The following is a 25,402-nucleotide window of genomic DNA, read 5'->3' as shown; positions in this document are numbered from 1 at the left end:
CCTCCATGGCGGATCGTATGCGGTCGTATGCGGTGGGTCGTGCGCGGTGGGTCGTGCGCGGTGGGTCGTGCGCGGTGGGTCGTGCGCGGTGGGTCGACTTTCGATCATCGGCGAAAGGAGCCGCACCGCGCCAGAGCGCGACGCGGCTCCCCGGAGCGGGCGGCTCAGACCGACGGGGCCATGGGCGGCACGTCCGTGGCGCCCGCCCTGAGGTGCGCGGCGCCCGAGCGCACCGCCCACGCGAACACGCCGAGCGCGAGCGCGCCCACCGCGACCGTGTCGTACGGCGCCCGCAACTGGCCGGAACCGCCGAACGAGCCGAGCCACGACAGCAGGGTCAGCGCGGCGAGGTGGAAGACCAGCCAGGCGCCGTGCCGCAGCTCGCCGAGGGCGGGCAGGCCGCCGGTGGTGCGCCGCTGGAGCAGGAACAGCGGAACCCCGGCCAGGACGAGGGGCAGGGCGAGCCGCAGATCGTCCCAGCCGGACCAGAACACGAACTCGCTGGCCACCACGAAGCTGAGGGGCGCGATCCAGCGCACCCCCGGCACCTGCCCGTCCGCCCGGGGCACTCCCCGCTCCCGGTCGTGTGCCCGGAACACCGCGACGGCCACCGCCGAGGCCGCGTAGATGAGCAGATACATGTCCCCCATCACGCTCACGATGTCCTGCCAGCCGCCGAACGGCAGCATGAAGACGACGATGACCGCGAGGTTGAGCAGCAGCGCCCGGTGTGCCATGCCGGACGCGGGGTCGATGCGCATGAAGAAGCGCGGCAGCAGGCCGTTCTTGGCCAGGGCGTAGGTGTGCCGGGCGTCGATCGCCACCCCGACGTAGGCGGAACCGCCCGGGGAGATCACGGCGTCCGCGTACAGCAGCGTGGCCAGCCAGTGCAGATTGAGGATGAGGGCGAGCTGGCCGAACGGCGACTCGAAGTTGACCCCCTGCCAGCCGTGGCCCAGCACCGAGTCCGGGACGGTGTACAGGAACGCCAGCTGGAGCCCGAGGTAGACCAGCACGGCCAGGCCGATCCCGGTGAGCACCGCGGCCGGTACCGAACGGCGTGGATTGCGGGCCTCGCCGGAGAAGTCCAGCGGGGCCTGGAAGCCGTTGACGGAGTACACGATGCCACCCCCCGCGAGGGCGGTGAGGCAGGCCGCGTAGCCGTACGGCGCGAAACCGCCGTGTTCGGTGAGGCGCCCCGAGTGGGTGCCCGACAGGAACAGCGCGACGATCGTGAGCACTGGGACGACGACCTTGAACACCGACACCAGGTTGTTGAGCCGGGCGAATATCCGCACGGCGAACCAGTTCAGCGCGGTGAGCACGACGCTCAAGCCCACCGCCACGCCGAGGCCGGGGAGGGTGAGGTGGCCGCCGTCGTAGATCCCCGGCAGATAGTGCGCGGCGTACTGCATGATCGCGCTGATCTCGGCGGCCGTGCCGCCGACGGACAGCACGACGGACCAGCCGACCATCGTGCCGACCAGCCGCCCGCTCGCGTACAGCGGCCACCGCACGGTGCCGCCGCCCTCCGGGCGGGTGGCGCCCAGCTCCACCATGACCAGGGCGATCAGGGCGCACAGCGCGCCCGCCGCGATCCAGGACAGCAACGCGGCGGGCCCGGCGGTCTGGGCGGCGTACAGGGCCGCGAACAGCCAGCCGGAGCCGAGGATGTTGGAGAACCCGATGGCGGTCAGGCCCCAGAAGCCGAGGTCCTTGTGGAGTCTGCGCTCCTCGGCGAGCACCGCCGGGGCGGCGATGGACTCCGCTGGCTGGTTCTGCGGCACGTGGCACGTCTCCTCGGGTGGTGCGGGATCATACGAGAGCCCAGGGTGCCACGCGCCCCGCCGGTCCCGGTGCCCGCGTCGTCAGCGGGCCGTGCGACGCCCGAGCCTGAGCGGGACGTAGATGAGGAGCGCCGCGAGGAAGGCGGCGTAGTACGCGAGGTCGGCGCCGTGCAGCGCGGCCGCCACCGGGCCCGTGTACAGGCCGGTGTCCATGAAGGGCACGGCGGCGGCGAAGGCGGCGCCGAACGCCAGGAGCGCGGGCCACCACGGCTGCGGGCGGGCGCGCTCGGCGGCCAGGTCGACCGGCGCGCCGCCCCGGGCGCGGGCGCGGGCGAACCAGTCGACGGCCACGACCGCGACGAAGCCGGGAATCCAGTAGCCGACGAACAGCAGCACGTTCTGGAATCGGGCGGTGGTGTCGGCGGCGTGCATCCACAGCACCAGCGGGAAGCCGAGCGCGGCGGCGAGGGCCGCGGCCAGCGGGCGGGGGATGCGGACACCGGCGGTCTGGAGGGCCAGGGAGCCGCTGTAGTCGTTCATGGCGTTGCTGCACAGCGCGGCGAGCGCCACGGCCAGCAGCCCGAACGCGCCGAGCGCCCCGCCGCCGAGCGCCGTCTCGACACCGCGGGCTGTCTGGTCGGTGAAGACGGAGGCGCCCCACAGCCCCAGCGTCTGGACGGCCACGAAGGACACGGTGACACCGAGCAGGGTGCACCAGAACATGCGGGTCCGGGAGGTGTCGCGGGGCAGATAGCGGCTGAAGTCGCTGGCGTACGGCGCCCACGACAGCGCCAGGCTCAGCGCGATCGTGCTGGTCAGGACGAAGGCGCCGACGCGGTCCGCGCCATGGGCCGACCCGGTGGCGGCGGGGTGGACACCGTCGAGCAGCTTGACGGCGAGGGCGGCGAAGGCGGCGGCGAGGACGAAGGTCATCAGCTTCTGCATCCGGTGGATGGCCTCGTAGCCCAGCACCCCGAGCACCCCCTGGGCGGCCATCATGATCAGCACGCCCAGCCAGAACGGCAGCCCGCACAGCCGGGCCAGCGCGTCACCGCCGAACAGCCCGATGAGCGCGTCCCAGGCCACCGACGACAGCCACTGGAGGACGCCGGGCACGCCGACGGCCCGGCCGAACGCGAGCCGCGCCAGCGGCAGCTGCCCGGCCCCGGTCCGGCTGCCCCAGGTGCCCAGATACGCGGTGGGTACGGCACCGATGAGGGTGCCCAGGACGACGGCGGCCAGCGCGGTGGCGAAGTCCAGGCCGAGGCCGATGCCGACGGTTCCGGTGAACACGCCGGTCATGGTCAGGTTCGGGGCGAACCACACGGTGAACAGGCGCCCCGGGCCGCCGTAGCGGTGACTTTCCGGGACCGGCGCGATACCGCGCGCCTCGACGCGCAGATCGCCGGGCGCGGAGGGCATCCGCCCGTCGAAGACGGATTCCGCGCCGAGGGGCGCCGGATCAGTGGCAGCATGCGGCCGTGGCATCGATGACATCCCTCCGCCAGTGCTAACTGGTTCAGGTTCGACGGGTGTGATCTCAGCCCCCGCGTGGGGGCACCCCGTGTCCGGTGGAGCGCCCCCAGGCTAACCCCTCATGCCGGGGGCCCGGTCCCGGGGGCCGGTCCCGGCCGCTGCCGGGAGCGCGTCCAGGAACAGCGCACCGGCCAGCAGTGCGGCGCTCCCACGTGGTGCGATGCCCGTCTCGCGCAGTTCGGCGTCGAGGGTGGCGAGGGCGGCGGCGCCCCGGTCCGTCGCGGTGCCGCCCGCCTCCAGCACACCGCGCGCCCCGTCCTGCACCCGCCGGAGGGCGGGCGGCCCGGCCTGGTACAGCGGCCCGGTGTCCTGGAGGGTGCTCATCACGGTGAGCAGCGCGTCGAGGCGGGCCTGGGTCTCGGTGGCGCCCGCGGCCCGGGCTGTGGCCAGGGTGTCCAGGGCGCGGCGTACGTGCGGGAAGGCGGCCCGCGCCTCGCCGCGCGCGCCCGCCGCGCCGTAGGTGGCGGACACCTGCGAGCCCGCCGATGGCCTGCGCGGGGCACGGCGGTCGGCGTGGGCCGCGAGCTCGCGGGCGGTGGCGGTCAGTTCCCGGGGCGTGGCGCCGGGTGTCAGGGCGGCGGCCGCCACCAGCAGCCCCAGCACCCACAGCGCCCCGTGGTGCACACCGCCGGTGGCCGGGCCGCCACCGGCCCGCGCCATGGTCCACTCGGCGCAGCGGCCGATGGCGCCCAGCTCCTCGCGGAGCGCCCGGGTCGGCTCGCCGGGGCGCCGCGCGGCGGCGGCCATGGCCGCGAACCCGGGCGCCAGCGACTTGGCCGACCAGCGCAGCGCGAGCAGATCGGTGCCGGTGGCGCGGGCCTGGAGGTCACGGGTGTCCGCGAGGCCCGGTTTGGGGGTCAGCTCCGCCTGGGAGATCAGGGCTCGTACGGCGGTCTGCGCCAGTGCGTCGTCCGTGGAGCGCGTCGTGGGCATGCCCGGAGGCTAGGCGGCGGACCTTTCCCGGGCCTGGGTCCTTCCTGTGATCCCGCTGTGGGGCCCGGTGCCACGCCCTTAAGCGCGACGCCCTCAGTGCGACTCCCTGGCCACGTACGATCCGCGGGTGCCGGAGAGGAAATCGAGCCCCGCGCCGCGGTCGGCCTGTTCGACGTGGTCACGGTAGATCTGCTCCCATCCGCTGGTGGCCGGTGGCGCGGCGGCGGTCACCGGTTGCCGTGCGGCGAGTTCGTCGTCCGGTACGTCCAGCCTCAACAGCCGCCGCTCGACGTCCAGTTCTATCCAGTCGCCGGTCCGTACCAGGCCCAGCGGGCCGCCCGCCGCCGACTCGGGGGCGATGTGCAGGACGACGGTGCCGAAGGCGGTGCCGCTCATCCGCGCGTCGCTGATCCGCACCATGTCCCGCACCCCGGAGCGCAGCACCGCGGGCGGCAGCGGCATGTTCCCCACCTCGGGCATGCCGGGGTAGCCGCGCGGCCCGCAGCCGCGCAGGACCAGCACATCGGACGCGTCGACCTCCAGCTCCGGGTCGTCGATGCGGGTCCGGAAGTCCTCGATCCCGTCGAACACCACGGCGCGGCCCCGGTGGCGCAGCAGCTCCGGCGTGGCGGCGGCGGGCTTGATGACGGCCCCGTCGGGACAGAGGTTGCCGCGGAGCACGGCGAGCCCGGCGTCGTGGGCGATCGGGTCCCGCGCGTCGCGTATGACGGTGAGGTCGGCGCTGGAGCGGCCGGACAGCTCCTCGGTCAGCGGGCGGCCGGTGATGGTGACGGCCGGTTCGAGGTGGTCCCTGATCTGCCCGAGGACGGCGTCCAGTCCACCGGCGCGGTGGAAGTCCTCCATGAGGTGGGCACCGGCGGGCTGCACATCGGCGAGCAGGGGGATGCCACGGCCCGCGCGGTCGATGTCGTCCAGCCCGAAGTCCGCCCCGACCCGGCGGGCGAGGGCGAGGAGATGGACGACCGCGTTGGTGGAGCCGCCGATGGCGGCCACCGCGCGCACCGCGTTGCGCAGCGCCTCCGCCGTCAGGATCGCGCTGGGCCGCAGGTCCTCGCGCACCATGGCGACGATGCGGTTGCCCGCCGCGTGGGACAGCTCCAGCAGCCTGCTGTCGGGGGCCGGGAGCCCCGCGTTGCCGGGCAGGGCCATGCCCAGTGCCTCGGCGGCACAGGCCATGGTGGAGGCCGTGCCCATGGTGTTGCAGTGCCCCCGGCTGCGGATCATCGCCGATTCGGCCCGGCGCAGCTCGGAGCGGGCCATCCGGCCCGCCCGTACCTCCTCGCTCAGCTCCCACACCCCGGTGCCGCAGCCCAGCGGACGCCCCTGCCACGAGCCGTTGAGCATGGGGCCGCCGGTGACCATCAGGGTGGGCAGATCGACCGACGCGGCCCCCAGCAGCAGGGACGGTACGGTCTTGTCGCAGCCGCCGAGCAGGATCACACCGTCGACGGGGTTGGCCCGGATCAGTTCCTCGGTCACCATCGCGGCGAGGTCGCGGAAGAACATCGCGGTGGGGCGCAGCAGGGTCTCCCCGAGCGAGGGCACCGGGAGCTCCAGCGGCACCCCGCCGGACTCCCATACGCCCCGTTTCACATGGTCGGCGATCTCGCGGAAGTGGCTGTTGCAGGGTGTGAGTTCGGACCAGGTGTTGCAGATGACGATCTGGGGGCGTCCGTCGAAGGCGTGGTCGGGGAGGCCGCGCCGCATCCAGGCACGGTGGATGAACGCGTCGCGGGACTCACCCTCGTACCACTGCCGCGACCGGTGCGTGCCACTCATACGAACCTTCCGATCTCTCGACGATCCGTGCGGGGGAACGCTGCCCACTACCGGTGTGTTTCAGGCCCCGGGCGCACGTCAGGACCGTCGGTGCGCGTCCCTGAGATAGTGCGGCACGGCGGCCACGCGCCGGTCGGTGCGGTCGGTGGGGGCCAGTCCGAGCTTGGCGAAGATGCTGCGGATGTGCTTGTGCACGGCGCCTTCGGTGACGACGAGCCGTTCGGCGACGGCGGTGTTGCCGAGCCCTTCGGCCATCAGTGCCAGTCCGTGGTCCCGCTGGTGCTGCTGTCCGCCGGTTTCCTGCACCGCCCGTGGCCCGCGGGGCCGCCGTGGCTGGCGCCGGTGGTGGCGGTCGTGGTGGCGGGCATCGCGTTCCTCACCGTCGAGCTGCCCACCCGTCGGGCGCTGCGCACCCCGCCCGCGTACGCGCTCGCCCGCGCCTGACGACGGGGCCGGGGCCGGGGCTACCGTCACTCGCTCTGGCAGATCCCGTTCTCCCAGGCCCAGGCGGCGATTTCGACACGGTTGCGGGCGGCGAGCTTGCGCTGCACGTTGCCGAGGTGGGTCTTGACGGTGGACAGGGTGACGAAGAGGTCGGCGGCCACTTCCTCGTTGGTGCGGCCGCGGGCCACCCGGCGTACGACGTCCAGTTCGCGCTGGGTCAGCGGCTCGGTCAGCGCGTCCGAACGCCCGCCCCCTCCAGCGTGCCGGGCCTCGGAGGGGGCGGGGGCGCGGCGGTGGGGTGCCATCTGTGCGAGGAGGCGGACGGTCACCGAGGGCGAGATCATCGAGTTGCCCGCCGCGGCGGCCCGCACCGCCTCGGTGAGCAGTCCAGGGGCGCCGTCCTTGAGGAGAAAGCCGCACGCGCCGTTGCGCAGCGCGCGGTAGACGTATTCGTCGAGGTCGAAGGTGGTGGCGATGAGGACGTTCAGCGGGTCGGGGACATCGGGCCCGGCGAGCAGCCGGGTGGCCTCCAGTCCGTCCAGCCGGGGCATGCGGATGTCCAGCAGGCAGACGTCGGGGCGCAGTTCGCGGGCCTGGTCGACCGCCTCGGTGCCGTCGGCCGCCTGGGCGACGACCCGCATGTCGGGCTGGGAGTCGATGATCATGCGGAACGCGGCACGGACCATCTCCTGGTCGTCGGCGAGAAGCACCCGGATCGTCATACCCGCCATGATCGCAGGCGCCCCGGCTCCCGTCCGGTGGAACCCTAGGCGTCGTTCAGCGGGAGGACGGCGAGGACGTGCCAGCCGCCGCCGCCCGGTCCCGCGGTGAGTCGGCCACCGGCCCGCTCGATCCGCTCGGTGAGGCCGACCAGGCCGTAACCGCCCCCGTTCCACGGGCCGCCCGGCTCCGCGCGGGCGGCCGGTGCGGCGCAGCGGCCGTCGTCGGACACCGACACCTCCAGTTCCTCCGGGGTGCCGGGGCGCAGCGTGACCCGTACCTCGGCCCGGGCGGCTCCGGCGGCGTGCTTGCGGACGTTGGTCAGCGACTCCTGCACCACGCGGTGGACCGCGGTGGTGATCTCGGGCGGCAGGGGACGGGCGGTGAGCCGTGGGTCGAGGGTCAGTTCGGCGGTCGGGCCCGCCGCGCTGAAGTTCCGGGTGAGGTCGCGCAGTCCGGTCAGGCCGCCGGTGGGGCTGGTGGCGGCGGGCGCGGCGGGGTCCCGCAGGCTGGAGACCATGGCGCGCATCGATCCGAGCGCCTGCGATCCGGCCTGCTCGATATGGGCGAGCATCTGGTCCAGATCCTCCGGGGACTGGGTGTGACCGGCCGCCGCGGTGAAGCGCGCGGCCTTGGTCTGGGCGACGATCGCGGTGACGTGATGCGCCACGAAGTCGTGCAACTCCCGTGCGTGTTCGAGGCGCTGGGCCTGGAGGATGGCCTCGCGCTGCCGGACCCGCAGCGCGTCGTACAGCCGCAGGCACAGCCCCAGCACCACCATGAACGGCACGCCGCCCGCCCCGATCAGGCCGATCACCTCTTTGATGTGCTCGCCCCGTTCGGCGATCCGCAGCGGGAGGACGACCGCGGCGAAGGCGGGGAGCGCGGACAGCGGGGCGGCCATCAGCGGGGAACAGCGCCGCACGGCGCGGGTGACGAGCCACAGCAGGGCGCACAGCTCGATGAGTCCCGGGGTGTTCTCGGGACGCCGGGACAGCCCGGTCTCCACCAGCGTCAGCGCGCACGAGGCGGCGGTGGCGAGCACGGTGGCCCGGGCGAGGAGCCGTTCCGGCACGGCCAGCGCGGCCAGGCACAGCGTCCCGGACACCGTCGTCGCCAAGGCCACGGACGGATAAGGGGCGTTCTGCCCCTCCAGGGCCACCAGGACGACGGACACGGCGCCTCCCAGACAGAGCAGGACTTGCCGGAGGCGGGAGCGGGCCCGGAACTCGGTGATCATGGCGCTTCACGGTACGGCCGTGCCGCCCGCGCCACATCAGCCTTTCGGCCGAGGGAGGGGCGCGGTGCGGTTCGGTCATCCAGTGGATCCGCGGACGTACCCGCGCCGGAAGGATCACAACGGTCAGCACATCTTCCCCTCCCTACCGATCCGATTCCGAAGGCCGCCGATGCTCCGCACCGCACTGCGCACCCTCCGCTCCCACCGGCTCCGCTTCGCTATGCCCGCCCTCGCCGTCGTGCTCGGCGTGGCGTTCGTGACCGGCTCGCTGCTCTACGGCGACTCGGTGAAGGCGGCCGTGGTCCGGGCCCAGACCAACTCCCAGCCCGATGTGTCGGTGACGATCGAACCGGACACCCCCGACCACGCCTCCCGGGTCGATCGCACCCTGCTGGAGAGGCTGCGGAAGCTGCCCTCGGCGGCCGCGGCCCGCGGTGTGGTGGAGGGCCCCTCCTTCGTCGCGGGCTCCGACGGCACCCTGGTGGGCGACCTGTACCGGGCCGCGGGCGTCAACTACGTCCCCGGCGAGCGCGGCGAGGACGTCCGCTATCCGCTCGTCGAGGGCCGTGGCCCCCGTACCTCCTGGGAGATCGCCCTGGACCGGCGGACCGCCGAGCGGGCCGGATACCGGGTGGGTGACCGGGCGCGCGTCGTGGTGGGCGGTACGGCCCGCGACGCCCGGCTGGTCGGGGTGTTCACCGCCCGGGACAGCCGGGTGGAGTCCGGTGGCACGCTCACCGCCTTCGACAACGCCACCGCCGAGCGCCACTTCGCCCCCGCCTCCGGCAGCTACTCCGCGATCACCCTGACCACGGCCGACGGCACCTCGGACGAACAACTGGCCGACGAGGCGGAGAAGTTGCTGCCGTCCGGTGTCGAGGCGGTCACCCGGGCGGAGCTGGAGTCCACGGAGACGTCCGGGGACGGCGACAAGCTCACGTCGCTGCTGCTGAGCTTCGCCGGTGTCGCCCTGTTCGTCTCCACCTTCCTGGTGGCCAACACCTTCACCATGCTCAGTGCCGCCCGCGCCCGGGAACACGCGCTGCTGCGGGCCGTGGGCGCCACCCGGGGGCATGTGATGCGCGGGGTCCTGACGGAAGCCGCCCTGGTCGGCACGGCCTCCTCGATCGCCGGATACGCGCTGGGCACCGGCGTGGCGACGCTGCTGAGCAACCTGTTCGGCGTCACCGGAACACCGGCCGCGCCACTGCGGCTGCTGTCCCCCACCGCGCTCGTCGCGGCGTTCGCGGTCGGCATCGGCGTCACCGTCCTGTCGGCCTGGCTTCCGGCCCGCCGCGCCGCGGGTGTGCCGCCGGTGGCGGCGCTGCGTACGGTCGAGCCCTCGACGGCCACCTCGCTGCGCCGCCGCACCCTCCTCGGGGTGGCCGTCACGGTGTGCGGGGTGCTGCTGCTGGCTGCCGCCGTCGGCGATACGGACGTCCTGTTCGGCGCCGTACCCGTCCTCCTCGTCGGCCTGATCGCCCTCACCCCGCTGCTCGCCCTCGGCGTCACCGCGCTGCTGCGCTCCCCGCTGACCCGGCTGGCGGGCATCCGCGGCAAGCTCGCCGTGGAGAACGCCCGCCGCAACCCCCGGCGTACGGCGGCCACCGCGACCACCCTCATGGTCGGCCTCGCTATGGTCACCGCCGTCACGGTGGCCGTGGCCTCGCTGAACCGGCTGGAGGAGCAGGAGACCGACCGCGCCATGACCACGGACCTGCGCATCACGGCCGTCGACTTCGCCGAGGTCGGCGACGACACCGCCGCGCGGGTGGCCCGGCTCGCCGACGCGGAGGCCGTCACCGCCCTCGCCCGGACCTACTTCGACGTCTTCGGCGGCGGCTCACTCCCGGTCACCGCCGTCGACCCCGCCACGGTGGAACGGCTGGCGCCGATCACCGTCCTGGAAGGCTCGCTGGACCGCCTCGACCGGGGCATCGCCGTCACCGCTGAGGAGGCCGCCGAGCGCGGCTGGCGGATCGGCTCCCGGGTAGCCGGTGCCTTCACCGGCAGTGGCGAGCGGACCAGCCTGCCCGTCGTCGCGATCTACGACGGCCCCGAGGACCTGACGCCCACCCTGGTGTCCGACCGCTCCCTGCCGCGCCAGGACGGCGCCGAGAACCGGCCCTCCGTTGAATCGGTCCTGGTCAAGGCCGCCCCGGGCCGTACGGCCGCGCTCCAGCGGGAGATCCGGCGCGCCCTGGACAACCCCGCGCTGCTGGTGCAGGACCGCGCCGAGGCACGGACGGCGGCCACCGCGCGGACGGCTCCGTTCCTGAACATCATGTACGCCATGCTCAGCGTCACCGTGCTGATCGGCGCCCTCGGAGTGGTGAACACCATGGGCATGGCCGTCTTCGAGCGGGTCAGGGAGATCGGGATGCTCCGCGCCATCGGGCTGGACCGCCGGGGCGTGGCCTCCGTCCTGCGCATCGAATCGGTGACCATCTCCCTCTTCGGCTCGGCGCTCGGCGTCGCCGTCGGCAGTGTCATCGGCGCGGTGGCCGTCGTCGGCCAGGAGAGTGTCCCCCTGGTCATCCCGTGGGGCAGGACGGCCCTGTTCTTCGTCGCGGCCGCCGTGATCGGTGTGCTCGCCTCCCTGTGGCCGGGGCGCCAGGCGGCGCGGGTGCCGATGCTGAAGGCCATCGCCACGGACACGTAGAGCGTCCGGACGTATCCTGAAAGCCGAGGTACCGCGACCGGTGAGCGCGGGAGGTTGCGATGACCGTCGCCGAGAGCCTTCGCCCCTGCAAGGCGGACACGCCCCGGTATCTGCCCATCGCGGAACACGGCCTGATCGGCGATCTGCGGACGGCCGCGCTCGTCGGCACGAACGGCACGATCGACTGGTACTGCCCCACCCGCTTCGACGCCCCCAGCGTCTTCGCCTCGATCCTGGACGCCGACCGCGGCGGTGCGTTCGAGCTGGCCCCGGACGCGCCCGCCCGGGCGAAGCAGTTCTACTTCCCCGACACCAACATCCTCATCACCCGCTTCTTCGCGGACGACGGTGTCGCCGAGGTGCAGGACTTCATGCCGGTCGAGGACGACTCACGGGAGGCGGACCGGCACCGGCTGATCCGCCGGGTGCTGTGCGTCCGCGGTTCGCTGCCCTTCACCGCGCGGGTGGCGCCCCGCTTCGACTACGGGCGGCAGACGCACACCGTGGGTCTCCGGCAGGGCCTCACGGTGTTCGACTCCCCCGATCTGTCCCTCGCGCTGACGTCCAGCGTCACGGTGGAGACCGACGGCCCCGACGCGGTGGCCTCGTTCAAGCTGGTCGAAGGCGAGGCCGCGGTCTTCGCGCTCGACCGCATCGGCGGCGAGGTGCGGCCCCGGCCGTGTCCGCTGGCCGAGGCGGAGCACGCGTTCGACGCCACGGTGCGGTACTGGCGCCGCTGGCTTTCCCAGTCCCGCTACCGCGGCCGGTGGCGGGAGATGGTGCACCGCTCGGCGCTGACCCTGAAGCTGCTCACCTACGCGCCGACCGGCGCCATCGTGGCGGCGCCGACGGCCAGTCTGCCCGAGCAGATCGGCGGGGAACGCAACTGGGACTACCGCTACGTGTGGATCCGCGACGCCGCGTTCTGCATCTACGCGCTGCTGCGGCTCGGATTCACCGACGAGGCCGAGGCGTTCGTGCGCTTCCTGTCCGAGGACATCCGGCTGCGGGACGGCCCCGGCGGCCCGCTCCAGATCATGTACGGCATCGACGGCCGCAGCCAGCTCACCGAGGAGGAACTGTCCCATCTGGAGGGCCATCTGGGCTCGGCCCCGGTCCGGTCCGGCAACGGGGCCGTCGACCAGCTCCAGCTGGACATCTACGGTGCGCTGGTGGACTCCCTCTATCTCTACGACAAGTGGGGGAAGCCCCTGGCCAGCGACCACTGGGACACCGTGTGCGAACTGGTCGACTGGGTGTGCGAGCACTGGGACCAGCCGGACATGAGCGTCTGGGAGACCCGCGCCGGTCCCCAGTGCTTCCTGTACTCGCGGCTGATGTGCTGGGTCGCGATCGAGCGGGCGATACGCATCGCCACCCACCGCGGGCTGCCCGCGAACATGCCCCGCTGGTCGCGGACGCGCGACCAGATCTACCGCCGGATCATGCGGCACGGCTGGTCCCCGCGGCGGCACGCGTTCGTCCAGCACGAGGGCGACGATGTGCTCGACGCCTCCGTGCTGATGATGCCGCTGGCCAAGTTCATCTCCCCCGCCGACCCCAAGTGGCTGTCCACCCTGGACGCGCTCGGCGAGGACCTGGTGTCCGACTCGCTGGTCTACCGCTACGACCCCCAGGCCAGCCCGGACGGGCTGCGCGGTGAGGAGGGCACCTTCTCCATCTGCTCCTTCTGGTACGTCGAGGCGCTGTCCCGGGCCGGACGGCTGGACGAGGCGCGGCTCGCGTTCGAGAAGATGCTGACGTACGCCAACCACTGCGGGCTGTACGCGGAGGAGATCGGCCGCACCGGTGAGCAGATCGGCAACTTCCCGCAGGCGTTCACCCATCTCGCGCTCATCAGCGCCGCGTTCAACCTCGACCGTGCCCTGGGCTGACCGGGGGGCCTTGCCTTACGCGCCCGGGTCGAAGGGGATGCCGGACGGCTTGGCCTTCTGGAGGTGGGCGGCGAAGTTGCCGTCCTTGAGGCCGAAGTTGGCGCTGCCGAAATCGGCCTGGCTCAGCTTGTCGCGCAGGCCGGCGGGGTAGCCGTTCCAGCCGACCAGGGTGGGGAACTGCCAGGTGCCGCGGTGGTTCTCGGGCGGCTCGTCATTGGTGTTCGCGAGACGGAACGCATGGGTGCTCAGCCCGTCCTTGTGGTAGACGATCTTCGGGTGGTTTCCGTCCCACCGGACCTGGTCACGGGCGTAGGTGGTGAATCCGCCGTGGGCGGAGGTGGAGACGTACCGGGCCTGGTTGTCCTGCGTCCACACCACGACGTGTTCCCAGTCGTGGCGGTGTCCGCCGATCGACGCCTGGTCCTTCTCGAAGTAGAGGCCGTACATGACCGCGCACCAGCCGTTGTTGCACTTCGAGCGCGCGTATCCGTTGGTGTTGTCGAGGTCCGAGGCGTCACGGCACTGGCCGTTGGGCGCCCCGGAGGGGTTGAGCCCGCCGTTCAGCGTGCCGTCGGGGCCGATGGCGGGGGTGGGGTAGCAGCCGTCGGTGTCGTAGTCGTAGGCGGGCTGGAACGTCTGCTCCAGCGCCTCCGCGTTGCCGGGCAGGGACTTGGGCGGGTCGGCGAGGGCGCTTCCGGGCAGGGCCACGACCAGGGCGATGGCGCTGCCGAGGACGAACGAGACCTTGCGGATGCGCGAGCTTGGCTGCACTGCGTCCTCCTGGTGGACCTCGTTAAAACAGAGGCGGACATGTCAACCAGGAGACTACGTCAACTGCTCATCGGGCAGGGGTCGTTCAGGAGTGCGGGATGGGCTGTTCCGTCCAGATGCACTTTCCGTCGGCGGTGTAGCGCGTTCCCCAGCGCTGGGAGAGCGCGGCGACCAGTTGCAGGCCGCGTCCGCCCTCGTCCATCTCGGCGGCCCGCCGGATCCGGGGTGTGGTGGCGCTGCCGTCCGACACCTCGCAGATGAGCGTCCGGCCGCGGAGCAGCCGCAGCTGGACGGGGCCCCGCGCGTGCCGGACGACGTTGCCGACCAGCTCGCTGGCGAGGAGTTCGGTGGTCGTGACCAGCTCGTCGAGCCGCCACGCCTCCAGCCGTTCGCGGACGTGGTCGCGGGCGAGCGAGGCCGCCACCGGCTCGTCGGGGAGCCGCCAGACGGCGGTGTTCTCGGGGGCGGTGCGGTGCAGCCGGGCGACGAGCACGGCGGTGTCGTCCGCGGTCAGCTGCTGGGCGGGCAGCATGGCGCCGAGGAGGGTGTCGCAGAGGCGGTCGAGCCGCTCGCGGTCCTCGCGCTGGCTCTCGTCCGGGCCGCAGGCCGGAGGCGGCCGCCCGGGAACGGCGAGGCTGCGCCCGGGGTCGGTGGCGAACACCCGGGAGCACTCGGCTATCCCGACGTCGATGTCGCGGGTGGCCGACTCCACCAGGCCGTCGGTGTACAGCACCAGCAGGCCGTGGCGGGGCAGCCGCAGTTCGGCCGTGCCGAACGGGGGTTCCGCGGCGCCCAGGGGCGGGTCGGGCTCGATGTCCAGACACTCCACGGTGCCGTCGGGGCGTACCAGGAGCGGCGGAGGATGGCCCGCGCGCGCCATGGAGCACATCCCGGAGACCGGGTCGTAGACGGCGTACAGGCAGGTGGCGAAGGAGTCGTCGCCGAGGTCGCTGACGATGTCGTTGAGGTGGGCGAGGACCTCCTCGGGGGGCAGCTCCAGGTTGGCCAGCGTGTGCACGGCGGTGCGCAGCCGCCCCATGGTGGCGGCCTCGGCCAGCCCGTGGCCCATCACATCGCCGATGACGAGCGCCACCCGCTCCGCGGACAGCGGGATGATGTCGTACCAGTCGCCGCCTACCTCCGTGCCGCTGCTGGCCGGGAGGTAGCGTACGGCCACGGTGACGGCGGACGGCGTGGGCAGGTCCCGGGGCAGCAGCCCGCGCTGGAGCGCCTGGGCGCGGGCGTGCTCGGCGTCGTAGAGCCGGGCGCGGGCGAGGGCGTGGGCGACCATGCCGCCGAGGGCGGTCAGCAGGGTGCGCTCGTCGGCGGAGAAGCGGTGGGGCTCGGCGAAGGCGACCACGCACACGCCGTTGGGGGCGTCGGAGGTGATCAGGGGCAGCATGGCCCAGGCGTTCTTCTGCGCGAGAGCCGGATAGCAGGCGAGCGCGGGGGCCAGGCCGATGTACTCCTCGGGCGAGGCGATGAAGCGGGGATGGCGCGAGGCGAGCACCTCGTGGAGCAGCGGGTGGCTGTCGACCGCCGCGATCCCGTCGATCTCGTGCAGGAACGCCCGCGGATATCCGACGGCCCCGACCACGTGCAGCCGCCCACCTTCCAGCGCCTGGATCAGCAGGCCCGAGGCGCCGAACGGGGACAGCAGGTGGATGGCGGCCACGTCGACCACGTCGTGGGTGGTCACCGCCTCGGCGAGCGCGGCCGTCAGCCCGCGGATCCGCGCCGCCTGCTCGGCGGCGGACCGCTCGGCCGCCTCGCGCCGCGCGGCACGGTTGCGGGTGTCGGTGACATCGGTGAGGTAGGCGGTCAGCCCGTCGGGCACGGGGACCAGCCGGATGTGGTACCAACGGCCGTCGGTGGGCCACTGGATGTCGAATCCGGCCGGTGAGCCGTCGAGCGCGGCGTGGCGGCAGCGGGCCTCAAGATCGGGGACCAGGCCCGCGGGTCCTTCCCACAGCGGTCCGCCCAGCACGTCCACGGACGGACCCACCAGGCGCTCGGCCTCGACGTTGAGGAAGGTGATCCGCCACCCCCGGTCCACCGCCCAGAACGCGTCGCTCATGAAGCGCAGCGCCTGCCCCACGGACTCCCGCGCGATGCGACTCTCGGTGGTGTCCCACACCCGGCCGATCATGCGGACGGGTTCGCCGTGCCCGTCGAGCACCAGATGGGCGCGGCTCTGGACCCAGCCGGTGGTGCCGTCGGGGCGGCACACCCGGTACTCGGCCTCGTACACGCCGTGTCCGTGCAGCGCCTCCTGCGTGGCGGCCATGACCCGCGGCACGTCCTCGGGGTGGATCAGGCCGACCCAGCTCTCGATGCGGCGCTCGTAGTCCCGCGGTATGCCCAGCAGCCTGAGCCCGGCCGCGTCCCAGACCATCTCGCCGGTGCGGATGTCCCACTCCCAGGACCCGACCTCGGCCGCCACCAGGGCCTGGCGGAGCCCGGACCCGGTGGGCTGCTCCTGCCACCACGGGCGGGCCCGGCCCGCCGCGGGAGCGGGGCCCGACAGCCGCCCGGAGGCCCAGCGGGCCATGTCCAGCAGGAAGCGGCGCTGCTCAGCGGTGGGCGCGCCGGGCCCGGTGAACACGGACAGCGCGCCGACGGGGGCGCCCTCGGCGAAGAGAGGCACCGCGGCCACCATGGTCGCCCGGGGCAGCCTCCCGAGCGTATGCGTGACGACACGCTCGGCGTCCGGGCGGCGGGCGTCCGGAACGCGCCCGTCGACGGCGGGCATCCAGACGAACGCGCCGTCCTGTACGGCCCGGGCGGGGGCGAGCGCCGGATCGTCCTCCCGGATCTCCTCCCACTCCTGGAGGGCGGACCGGGGCAGCCCTCCGGCGAGCACCAGCCGGAGTTCATGGCTGCCCGCGGGCCCGCACGACCAGTGCACGGTTCCGGCGATACCGCCCAGTTCGGCCACCGCCTGCGTCAGCGCGTGCTCCATCACCTCGCGGTCCGTGAGCTGGACACCGACCGCCGAGAGCAGGGGGAGCCGCTCGTCGCACCAGGTGCGTACGCGACCCGCCGAATCCATCGACATATCGGCATATACCCTAAGCCGTGCTTGCCGCGCGATCGAGATTTATTCAGTGATCCATATCGAATTATTAGCGTTCGGTCGGCCATGTCGAACGCCCCGGCCGGTGGTTCCGTCCCGGCCGGTGGTTCGCAGAGCGGACCGGCCGCCTGGTGCCGTCGCCCTGACGGCCGTCACAGTGTTCGCCATCGGCGCGCGCCTCCCGCTCCCTCCCGTCCGATGGAACAGGCAGGTCACTCATGACGGACTCCTTGCTGCGCGGCTATGTGCCCAGCCCCTTCGGGCAGCTGCACTACGTCGAATCGGGCACGGGCGAGCCGGTGCTGATGCTCCATCAGACGCCCCGTTCCTGGACCGAGTACCTGGAGGTGCTGCCGCTGGTCGGAGCCGTGCACCGGGGGATCGCCATGGACACCCTCGGCTTCGGCGCCTCGGCGAAACCCGAGGAGCCGCATACGATCGAACGCTTCGCCGACGCCGCCGGGGCCCTGATCGAGGCGCTGGGCCTGGAGCGTTTCCATCTGGTGGGACACCACACGGGCGGTGTCGTCGCGGTGGAGCTGGCCGCCCGCTACCAGGACCGCGTCTCCAGCCTGCTGCTCTCCGCCACGCCGTTCGTCGACGACGAGAAGCGGCGCACCGCGGACCGGCGCAAGCCGGTCGACCATGTCGACCCCCGGTCCGACGGCTCCCATCTGCTGGAGCTGTGGAACCGGCGGCGCGGCTTCTACCGGGAGGGGCAGGAGGCCGCGCTGCACCGCTATGTGATCGACGCGGTGACGGTGCTGGACCGGGTGGAGGAGGGCCATGTGGCGGTCCGCCGCTACGGCATGGAGCCGCGTCTGCCGCACATCACCGCGCGGACGCTCGCGGTGTGCGCCGCCGAGGACCACTACTCGCTGCCCGCCCTGGAGAAGTTCGCCACCGCGCTCGGCTGCGACACGCGGATCATCCCGGGCGCGCACGTCCCCGCGCCGGAGCAGCTGCCCGAGGAGTACGCCGAGGTCATCACGGAGTGGGTGACGGGCGGCTGACCGGGGGCGCCCCGCGCCGGGTGTCCCGGTCCCAGGTGTGCGCCGTGACCCCGCGCTCACGGAGCACGGCTTTACGGATCTTGCCGGTGGCGGTGAGCGGCAGTTCGGGGACGATGTCCACGTACCGGGGCACGGCGAACGGCGGAAGCTCGCCCTCGCAGTGGCGTACCAGGTCCGGCAGGTCGAGGTCCCGCCCGGGCAGGAGCGTCACCGCCACCATGACCTCGTCCTCGGCCAGCTCCGATGCCACCGGGAAGGCCGCTGCCCCGGCCACCGCGGGATGGGAGCGGACCGCCGACTCCACCTCCGCCGAGGAGATGTTCTCCCCGCGACGCCGGATGACGTCCTTGATCCGGTCGACGAAGCGGAACCATCCGTCGGGTTCCCGGACCACCCGGTCGCCGGTGCGGCGCCACGCACCGGGCGCCGGGGGCCCGGCGTCGCCCAGGTAGCCGGTGCAGAAGGCGAACGGCTGGTGGCTGCGGACGATCAGCTCACCCGGCGTGCCGTCCGCGACGGGGGCGAGCAGATCGTCCACCACGCGCGCGGAGAAGCCGTCGCGCACGGTGCCGATGTAGCCGGGCCGCTGGCGGGCCGGGGTCGACCCGATCACGAGATTGGTCTCCGTGGAGCCGAACCCGTCCACCAGGGCGACGCCGAAACGGGACCGGAACGGCTCGTACGCCGGGCCCGGAGTGGCCGGGGACAGACCCCGCCAGGCCCGGTGCGCACGGTCGTACGGGCCGGGCGGGCGCGCCAGCAGCATGGGCACCATCGCGCCGAGCAGATACACCACGGTGGCGCCTGCCTCGGCCACCTCGCCCCAGTACGCGCCGGTGGAGAACCGCCGCCCGAGCGTGTACGCGGCGCCCACGGTCATGGCGTGCGCCAGGGCGTTGAGGGCGTTGGTGTGGAACAGCGGCAGACAGGTGTGCAGCACGTCGTCCGAGGTCAGGCGCAGGGAGTCGGCGACGTTACGGCCCCACCACACGAACTGGGCGTGGGGGCAGCACACACCGCGCGAGGCCCCCGTGGTGCCCGAGGTGAACAGGACGGCGGCGGTGTCCTCCGGCCGCACCGGCGCGGGCGGGAGCGCTTCCGTCCCGCCCGGGGCCGGGGCGCCGTCGCCCCCGACGGTCCACACCGGGCCGTCGTAGCCGGCCGCCGTGAGGCGTCCCGTGAACTCCTCCTCGGCGAGCAGGAAGGACGGTTCCGCCTCGCGCAGGACGTGCCGCAGCCCCTCGCCGCGCAGCCCGGTGTTCAGCGGCACCAGCACCGCGCCGAGCCAGGCGCAGCCGAGGATCAGGTCGATGAACTCCACGCGGTTGCCGGACATGACCGCGATCCGGTCGCCCGGGCGGCAGCCGCGCGCGGCGAGCGCCGCCGCCATGGTGGCGGCCGCCGCGCGGGACTGCCGGTAGGTGCGTGTCACCCCGTCCGCCCGCAGGAACACCCGGTCGCCGAACTCCTCAGCGGCGGCGTCGAGGAGGGCGGGAAGCGTCATCGCCGTGCTTGGTGTGCTCATCCGCGTGCTCACCTTCGTGTTCACCGCAGGACCCCCGCGTCGCGCAGCCGCCGGATGCGCTCCTGCGACAGTCCGGCCACCTCGCGCAGCACCGTGTCGGTGTCGGCGCCGAGCACGGGTGCGGGCGTGCGGACGGAGCCGGGGGTGCGGGTGAGACGGATCGGCACGCCCTCGTGGAGGAAGGCGCCAGCGACCGGGTGTTCGGCCGTCACGTAGAAGCCGCGGGCCCGCAACTGCGGGTCGTGCTCCACGAGTTCACGGCCGTCCTGCACCGCTCCGGCCGGTACGCCCCGCTTCTGGAGCAGTTCGGCCGCGGCGTCCGCGGGCATGGTGCGCGCCCATCCGCCGAGCGCCGCGTCCACCAGGTCGGCGGCCCGGCGGCGGTCCTCGGCGGTGGCCGTCCGCTCGTCGGTGGCCAGCTCCGGGCGTCCGATCAGCTCGCACACGGCCGCCCACTCGGCGTCGTCGCGGACGCTGACGGCGAGCCACCGGTCGGCGCCCAGGCACCGGTAGACGCCCTGCGGGCTCCACCTGGGGTGGGCGTTGCCCATCGGCCGGGCCACCTCGGCGCCCGGCCGCGACGCGGCGAGCAGGCTGGTCCCCATGTGGGCGGCGATCGCCTCCAGCTGGGACAGGTCGATGTGCTGTCCGCGCCCGGTCTCGTCGCGGTGTTCCAGCGCGGCCAGGGTGGCGAGCGCGGCCTGGAGGCCCGCGACGATGTCGCCGTGACCGTAGATCACACCGACCACGTCGTCCGGCCCCCAGCCGGTGAGGCCGGTCAGCCCGCTGCTCGCGGACACGGTGTCCGCGTACGACACCCAGCCGTTGCGCGGCCCGGTGTGGCCCATCCCGGACATGCTCACGTACACGATGCGCGGGTTGATCTCGCGGAGCGTGTCGTAGCCGAGGCCGAGCTTGGTCATGACCGTGGAGCTGAAGTTCTCGACCAGCACATCGCAGGAGGCGATGAGTTCGCGGAGCACCGCGATGCCGTCCTCGGTCCGGGTGTCGAGGGCGACGCTCTGCTTGTTGCGGTTGACCTCGTTGAAGTAGCCGTTCGTGTCCGGATCGGTACGGGGTCCCCGAGAGAGGTGCATGAAGGGCGCGAACCGGGTGGGGTCGGGGCGGCCCGCGGACTCGACCTTGATGACCTCGGCGCCGTGGTCGGCCAGCACCTTGGTGCAGTACGGACCGGCCAGCACCCAGGTCAGATCCAGCACCCGGACCCCGTCCAGCGCGGGCCGGGCCGGCTCCTCGGCGGCGGCCACCGGGCGGGCCGGGCGGCGCTCGTCGAGCAGGCCCTGATCGGCGCCGGGGGCGGGGACGTCGAGCTTCCCCGGCCGGTGGCCCTCGGGGAACGCGAACGGGAAGCCCAGGTCGGTCCGCTCCCCCCGCGGGGTCCGCAGCCGGGTGAAGAAGCCGCGCGCGGCGAGCTGCGGATTGTCCGGCAGCTCATGCGGCAGGTCGACGGCCGCCCAGGGCAGCTTCCTGGCCTGGGCCCGCTCCGCGAAGTCGGCCTTGGGCCAGCGGCTGAGAAAGTCCTGCACCACGGCGAACACATGCTCCTGGTGGGTCTTGCGCTCGACCGGGTCCTGCCACCTGGGCTCGCCGAGGTCGGCCTCCGCGCCCTCCTCGCGCAGCCACGCCAGCAGCGCGTCCCACATGCGCGGACTGCCCCCGAGCCCGCCGCCCAGATGGCCGTCCGCGGCCCGGAACAGCCCGTGCGGCACCAGTGGATGCACCCGCCCCGGGCGGCCGGGGACCCGGTCCTCGTGCAGATAGGCCAGGGTGCCCGCCTCCAGGGCGGCCGCGACGCACGCCTGCGCGGACACGTCGACGAGCTGACCGGGACCGCGCCGCCTGGCCCGCAGCCCGAGCAGCGCGGCGAGGGCCGCGCCCACGCCCGCGAGGTGTTCCGCCTGGCCCTCCGGCATCCGCAGCGGCGGCCCGTCCGGGTCGCCCACCTGCGCGAGCATCCCGCCCAGCGCCGCCACCACGAGGTCGCTGCCCTGCCAGCCGCTGCGCGGCCCGGTGAGGCCGAAGGGAGTGACGCGTATGTGCACCAGGTGGCCGAGGTCATGGGCGCTCGCCTCCGCGCCGCCGGGCGTTCCGTCGAGCAGGATGTCGGCGCCCTCCAGCAGGCGGCGCAGCCCGGCCGCGCCGCCGGGTGTGGCCGTGTCGAGGGTCACCGCACGTTTCCCGGCGTGCCAGTGGGCGAACGCGTCACCGCCCTCCTCACGCCGGGTCGCGTCGCCTTCCGGTGGTTCGACGAGCACCACCTCGTAGCCCAGTCCGACCAGCAGGCGGCCCGCGAACCGGGCGAACGGGCTGGTGAGTTCGACGACCCGCGGGGCAGGCTCGGTCACGTTTCCTCCGCGCTGTGTGAGCTGTCTTCAGGTGTGCCGCTGGTTCAGGAAGCCGGAGACGACGGTGTAGTAGTCGTGGGGGCGTTCTTCCTGGAGGTGGTGCGAGACGTCGTTCATCACGTGCAGATTGCCCCGGGGGATCATGCGGGCCAGCATCAGCGGATAGTCCGGCGTGAGGAACGCGTCGTACATGCCCCACATGAACAGCGTCGGCGCCTGGATGCGGCCGAGCGCTCCGGTGAGGTCCTGCCAGTCGCCGCGCGGGTTGTCGGAGGCCCCGGCGAGCGCGGTCTCCTCCGGGTCCAGGCTCTGTTCGTAGCGCATCGTCACCGTGGCATCGGGGATGGCCTCCGGGTCGTACCACTCCAGGCGCGCCATCAGCTCGCGCATCTTCTGCCACGAGGGGCCGGTCCCTCCGTAGTACACGTCCCGGGCGTTGCGTCCGCGGCGGCCGCCCTCCGGCAGCGGGGCGAGCGGGCCGTGGAAGACGGGCATGCTGCCGGTGATGACGAGGGACCGGACCCGCTCGGGGTACACGGCGGCCAGGTTGAGCGCGATGGTGCCGCCCCAGGAGTTGCACACGAAGTCGGCGCGCTCCAGGCCGAGGGTGTCCATCAGCGCCACGGTCTTGGCGGCGTGGTAGTCCCACATCGGGCCCTTGATGACCGGCTTCGCCGACTTGCCGTACTGGAGGATGTCCACCAGGAAGCACCGGCGGTCCGCGGCGAAGAGCCGGGACACCTGGCCGAAGTCCGACCAGCCGGTGCATCCGGGGCCGCCTCCGTGGAGGAAGACGGTGGGGCTGCCCTGCCCCGTCTCGATGTAGTGGTACGTGGCGCCGTCCGCTTCCGCGTGGGCACCGGCCGGGGGCGCCTGGATGTCCATGAGATCCCTGAGGTCCATGAACCGATGGTGTGGTGGCCGGGGCGTCCGCCCAAGCGATCCGGTCCGCTGAGCGGGCCGCGGAACCGGCCACGGCACCCGCCGCGCGTCAGGACAGGTCGAGCGCCACCTTGCCCACCGCGGCCCCGGTGCGCAGCCGCTCCACCGCCTCGGCGAGCCGGTCGGGAGTGTAGCGCTCGATCGGCAGGGTCAGCTCCCCGGACATCAGGTCGCCGAGCAGCGCCTCGGTGTCGGCGGCGACCTCCTTGCCCCGCGACATCAGGTTGACGGGCAGCAGCGCCACGTCGGCCAGCAGCCAGTCAGCGAGGTCGACGGCGAGCTCCCGTCCGGCGGTGTAGCCGACCAGCGCGGCCCGCCCGCGCGGGCGGACCAGCCCGAGGGCGTCGCGCAGCACCGGGCCGCCGACAGTGTCGATCAGCGCGTCGACCGGCCCGCCCACGGCCTCGGGCGACAGGTCGGTGGCCAGCACAGCCTTGGCGGGCGCCGGGACGTGGGCGAGCTTGGCCGGGCGGCCGACCACGCCGACCACCTCCGCCCCGGCCCGCGCGGCCACCTGCACGGTCAGGGCGCCGACCGCGCCCGCCGCGCCGGTCACCAGCACCCGCTCCCCCGGCTGTACGCCCGCGACCGAGTGCACCGCGGCCCAGGCGGAGCCCGCCGGGGAGAAGTAGCTGCACGCGAGGGCGGGGTCGGTGCCCTCGGGCACCGGGGACACGGCCGCGTCCGGCACCACGGCGTGGTCGGCCCAGGCGCCGTCCCGGCGCATCCCCACCCCCTTGCCGTTGATCTTGACCAGGGCGCCCTCGGGGTGGGTGTCGGAGGCCAGGACGACGCCGCATCCGGTGGTGCCGGGCACGGTGGGCAGATCGGGCAGGATGCCGAACGCGCCGTCCACGATGTTCAGATCGAGGTGGCCCACCTGTGCGGCCCGTATCCGTACGAGGGTCTGTCCGGACGGCCGTTCCGGCACGGGCCGCTCCGTCAGCCGGGGCAGGGTGCCGAAGCGCTCCAGGAGGAGGGTCCGGGACGTCTGGCTGCTCACAGTTTCACTCCATAACGGCTGAGGACACGGGACGCGGCGATGCGGAGCACGCGATCGTAAACGAATCCCAGGATGCCCAGGGTGATGATCCCGACGAAGACCCAGTCGATGCGGCCGTAGTTGCGGGAGGTCCAGATGAGGGAGCCCAGGCCGACCTGCGAGGCGACGATCTCCGCGGACACGATGGTCAGGAAGCTGTTGCCCATCGCCAGCCGCGCGCCGGTGACGATGTGGGGCACGGTCGAGGGCAGTACGACGCAGCGGAGGATCTGGCGGCGGCTCGCGCCCAGGCTCGCCGCGGCGCGCAGTTTCGACTCGTTCACGGCCATGACGCCGGCGCTGGTGTTCAGGGTGACGATGAAGACCGACGTGTAGAAGATGAGCACGACCTTCGAGGACTCGCCGATGCCCAGCCACACCACCGCCAGGGTCACGAACGCGACCGGAGGGATGAACCGGAAGAACTCGATGTAGGGGTCGAGCAGATGGCGTACGAGCGGGATCTGCCCGATCAGCAGGCCGACCGGTACGCCCACGGCGAGGCCGAGGCCCCAGCCGATCAGGATGCGGCGGCCGGAGGCGACGACCGAGTTGAACAGGGTGCCGTCGGCCGCCAGCTCCCTGGCCGCCGACAGGGTCTGGCTCGGGGAGGCGACCAGGGCGGAGCCGTACGTGACCGCCAGCAGCTGCCACACGGCGATCCCGGCGCACACGGACACCGCGTACAGCCCGGCCGCGCGCAGTCGTCCGGCGGTGGCGCGGGCGGGGCGCCGCCCGGGGCGCGGGGTGGCGGAGGGCCCGGCGGTCACGGTGGTCATCGTGCCTCCTCGTCGAGGTCGAGCCCCTGGTCGAGCAGGGCCTTGCGCACTTCCTCGCCGATGTCCTCCCGCAAGGCCCGGCGGAGTTCGGCGGCGCCCTGGTCCGTCGCGTCGCGTGGCCGGGGCAGGTCGACGGGGTAGACGGCCTTGACCGAGGCGGCCGGTCCAGCGGTCATCACGGCGATGCGGTCGGCCAGCAGGATCGCCTCGTCGATGTCATGAGTGACGAAGACGACGGTGCAGCCCGACGCCTTCCAGATACGGCCCATCTCGTCCTGCATGACCTGGCGGGTCTGGGCGTCGAGCGCGCCGAACGGCTCGTCCATCAGCACCACGCGCGGCTGGTTGGCCAGCACCCGGGCGATCTGCACCCGCTGGCGCATGCCCCCGGAGAGCTGGCCGGGAAACCGGTCGGCGCAGTGGCGCAGCCCCACCAGGCCGAGATAGGTGTCGGCCAGTTCGGCGCGGGCCGCCCGGGACCGGCCGCGCATCCGGGGACCGAACGCCACGTTCTGGCGCACGGTCATCCAGTCGAACAGGGCCTCGCTGCTCTGGAAGACCATGCCGAGGTCGGGGTCGGGGCCACCGACCGGAGTGCCGTCGACGGTGAGGTCGCCGCCGCACACCGGCACGAACCCGGCCATGGCGGACAGCAGGGTGGACTTGCCGCAGCCGCTCGGGCCGAGCAGACAGAGGAACTCACCGGCGGCGATGTCGAGCGAGATGTCCCCTACGGCCTCGAAGGCGCCGAAGCGGATGCCGACACCGGTGGCGGACAGGGCCGCGCCACGTGTTCCGCCGGGCCCGGGCACCGGGCCGTCCGGGGGCCGGGGGGTTGCGATGGTCTTCGTCATCGTGCTCCCTTCGCCGA

Annotated in this window: 18 protein-coding genes, 1 pseudogene and 1 riboswitch; of the genes and pseudogenes, 4 read left to right on the top strand and 15 right to left on the bottom strand. The window is 73.3% G+C overall.

All coding sequences use genetic code 11. The features are described from left to right. Positions 1 to 164: 164 nt before the first annotated feature. From ACH4TL_RS12345 to ACH4TL_RS12325, 5 genes and pseudogenes are all read right to left on the bottom strand, one after another. Positions 165 to 1,787, bottom strand: a complete 1,623-nt coding sequence (locus tag ACH4TL_RS12345; protein WP_398318226.1) for an APC family permease — start codon at positions 1,785 to 1,787, stop codon at positions 165 to 167. Positions 1,788 to 1,868: 81 nt separating this feature from the next. After that, complete coding sequence (locus ACH4TL_RS12340) at positions 1,869 to 3,284, bottom strand: purine-cytosine permease family protein (RefSeq protein ID WP_398318229.1); 1,416 nt, start codon at positions 3,282 to 3,284, stop codon at positions 1,869 to 1,871. Beyond that, positions 3,267 to 3,362: riboswitch (TPP riboswitch) on the bottom strand. Its footprint overlaps the gene before it by 18 nt. 12 nt (positions 3,363 to 3,374) lie before the next feature. Next, positions 3,375 to 4,256 (bottom strand): triphosphoribosyl-dephospho-CoA synthase, encoded by an 882-nt coding sequence (locus ACH4TL_RS12335; RefSeq protein WP_398318232.1) that lies wholly within the window; start codon positions 4,254 to 4,256, stop codon positions 3,375 to 3,377. Between the two features lie 93 nt (positions 4,257 to 4,349). After that, on the bottom strand, positions 4,350 to 6,056 hold the full coding sequence (locus tag ACH4TL_RS12330; protein WP_398318235.1) for an IlvD/Edd family dehydratase: 1,707 nt from the start codon (positions 6,054 to 6,056) through the stop codon (positions 4,350 to 4,352). 78 nt (positions 6,057 to 6,134) lie between these two features. After that, positions 6,135 to 6,320: pseudogene (locus ACH4TL_RS12325) on the bottom strand (LuxR C-terminal-related transcriptional regulator); the annotation flags it as partial. Between the two features lie 3 nt (positions 6,321 to 6,323). Here ACH4TL_RS12325 and ACH4TL_RS12320 point away from each other — a divergent pair. After that, on the top strand, positions 6,324 to 6,500 hold the full coding sequence (locus ACH4TL_RS12320; protein ID WP_398318740.1) for a hypothetical protein: 177 nt from the start codon (positions 6,324 to 6,326) through the stop codon (positions 6,498 to 6,500). Between the two features lie 26 nt (positions 6,501 to 6,526). Here ACH4TL_RS12320 and ACH4TL_RS12315 read toward each other — a convergent pair whose 3' ends face one another. Together ACH4TL_RS12315 and ACH4TL_RS12310 are read right to left on the bottom strand one after the other, a co-directional pair. Then, positions 6,527 to 7,231: a response regulator gene (locus tag ACH4TL_RS12315; protein ID WP_398318238.1), complete on the bottom strand. Its 705-nt coding sequence runs from the start codon at positions 7,229 to 7,231 to the stop codon at positions 6,527 to 6,529. Between the two features lie 35 nt (positions 7,232 to 7,266). Next, complete coding sequence (locus ACH4TL_RS12310; protein WP_398318241.1) at positions 7,267 to 8,460, bottom strand: sensor histidine kinase; 1,194 nt, start codon at positions 8,458 to 8,460, stop codon at positions 7,267 to 7,269. A 169-nt stretch (positions 8,461 to 8,629) separates the two neighbouring features. Here ACH4TL_RS12310 and ACH4TL_RS12305 point away from each other — a divergent pair, with 169 nt between their 5' ends. Both ACH4TL_RS12305 and ACH4TL_RS12300 read left to right on the top strand, forming a co-directional pair. Next, positions 8,630 to 11,122, top strand: a complete 2,493-nt coding sequence (locus ACH4TL_RS12305) for an ABC transporter permease (protein WP_398318244.1) — start codon at positions 8,630 to 8,632, stop codon at positions 11,120 to 11,122. A gap of 59 nt (positions 11,123 to 11,181) precedes the next feature. Continuing rightward, positions 11,182 to 13,017 (top strand): glycoside hydrolase family 15 protein, encoded by a 1,836-nt coding sequence (locus tag ACH4TL_RS12300; protein ID WP_398318247.1) that lies wholly within the window; start codon positions 11,182 to 11,184, stop codon positions 13,015 to 13,017. 15 nt (positions 13,018 to 13,032) lie between these two features. On the opposite strand, the gene ACH4TL_RS12295 is transcribed toward ACH4TL_RS12300, so the two are convergent. Both ACH4TL_RS12295 and ACH4TL_RS12290 read right to left on the bottom strand, forming a co-directional pair. Next, on the bottom strand, positions 13,033 to 13,788 hold the full coding sequence (locus ACH4TL_RS12295; RefSeq protein ID WP_398318250.1) for an NPP1 family protein: 756 nt from the start codon (positions 13,786 to 13,788) through the stop codon (positions 13,033 to 13,035). Positions 13,789 to 13,873: 85 nt separating this feature from the next. Continuing rightward, the gene (locus ACH4TL_RS12290; RefSeq protein WP_398318253.1) at positions 13,874 to 16,840 is read right to left on the bottom strand and encodes a SpoIIE family protein phosphatase; all 2,967 of its coding nucleotides are present in this window, start codon (positions 16,838 to 16,840) and stop codon (positions 13,874 to 13,876) included. A 242-nt stretch (positions 16,841 to 17,082) separates the two neighbouring features. On the opposite strand from ACH4TL_RS12290, the gene ACH4TL_RS12285 reads away from it, so the two are divergent. Further along, positions 17,083 to 17,877 carry an alpha/beta fold hydrolase gene (locus ACH4TL_RS12285; protein WP_398318256.1) on the top strand — a complete coding sequence of 265 codons (795 nt, stop codon included), beginning with the start codon at positions 17,083 to 17,085 and terminating at the stop codon, positions 17,875 to 17,877. On the opposite strand, the gene ACH4TL_RS12280 is transcribed toward ACH4TL_RS12285, so the two are convergent. The 6 genes from ACH4TL_RS12280 to ACH4TL_RS12255 all read right to left on the bottom strand — a co-directional run bounded on the left by ACH4TL_RS12280 (position 17,852) and on the right by ACH4TL_RS12255 (position 25,385). Beyond that, positions 17,852 to 19,402, bottom strand: a complete 1,551-nt coding sequence (locus ACH4TL_RS12280; protein WP_398318259.1) for an AMP-binding protein — start codon at positions 19,400 to 19,402, stop codon at positions 17,852 to 17,854. The two genes, ACH4TL_RS12285 and ACH4TL_RS12280, sit on opposite strands and share 26 nt — an antisense overlap. Before the next feature lie 20 nt (positions 19,403 to 19,422). Further along, entirely contained in the window at positions 19,423 to 21,768 is a 2,346-nt protein-coding gene (locus tag ACH4TL_RS12275) for a CoA transferase (protein ID WP_398318262.1), read from the bottom strand. A gap of 27 nt (positions 21,769 to 21,795) precedes the next feature. Beyond that, the gene (locus ACH4TL_RS12270) at positions 21,796 to 22,671 is read right to left on the bottom strand and encodes an alpha/beta fold hydrolase (RefSeq protein WP_398318265.1); all 876 of its coding nucleotides are present in this window, start codon (positions 22,669 to 22,671) and stop codon (positions 21,796 to 21,798) included. Positions 22,672 to 22,759: 88 nt separating this feature from the next. Further along, positions 22,760 to 23,713 (bottom strand): zinc-binding alcohol dehydrogenase family protein, encoded by a 954-nt coding sequence (locus ACH4TL_RS12265; RefSeq protein WP_398318268.1) that lies wholly within the window; start codon positions 23,711 to 23,713, stop codon positions 22,760 to 22,762. Then, positions 23,710 to 24,531, bottom strand: coding sequence for an ABC transporter permease (locus ACH4TL_RS12260; RefSeq protein ID WP_398318271.1), 822 nt, complete (start codon positions 24,529 to 24,531; stop codon positions 23,710 to 23,712). Before ACH4TL_RS12260 ends, ACH4TL_RS12265 begins: the two co-directional genes overlap by 4 nt. Continuing rightward, positions 24,528 to 25,385 (bottom strand): ABC transporter ATP-binding protein, encoded by an 858-nt coding sequence (locus ACH4TL_RS12255; protein ID WP_398318274.1) that lies wholly within the window; start codon positions 25,383 to 25,385, stop codon positions 24,528 to 24,530. Before ACH4TL_RS12255 ends, ACH4TL_RS12260 begins: the two co-directional genes overlap by 4 nt. Positions 25,386 to 25,402 lie beyond the last annotated feature (17 nt).

The organism is Streptomyces sp. NPDC021115, from assembly GCF_044333065.1.
Lineage (GTDB): Bacteria > Actinomycetota > Actinomycetes > Streptomycetales > Streptomycetaceae > Streptomyces.
This window is presented reverse-complemented; position numbering and strand designations above follow the sequence as displayed.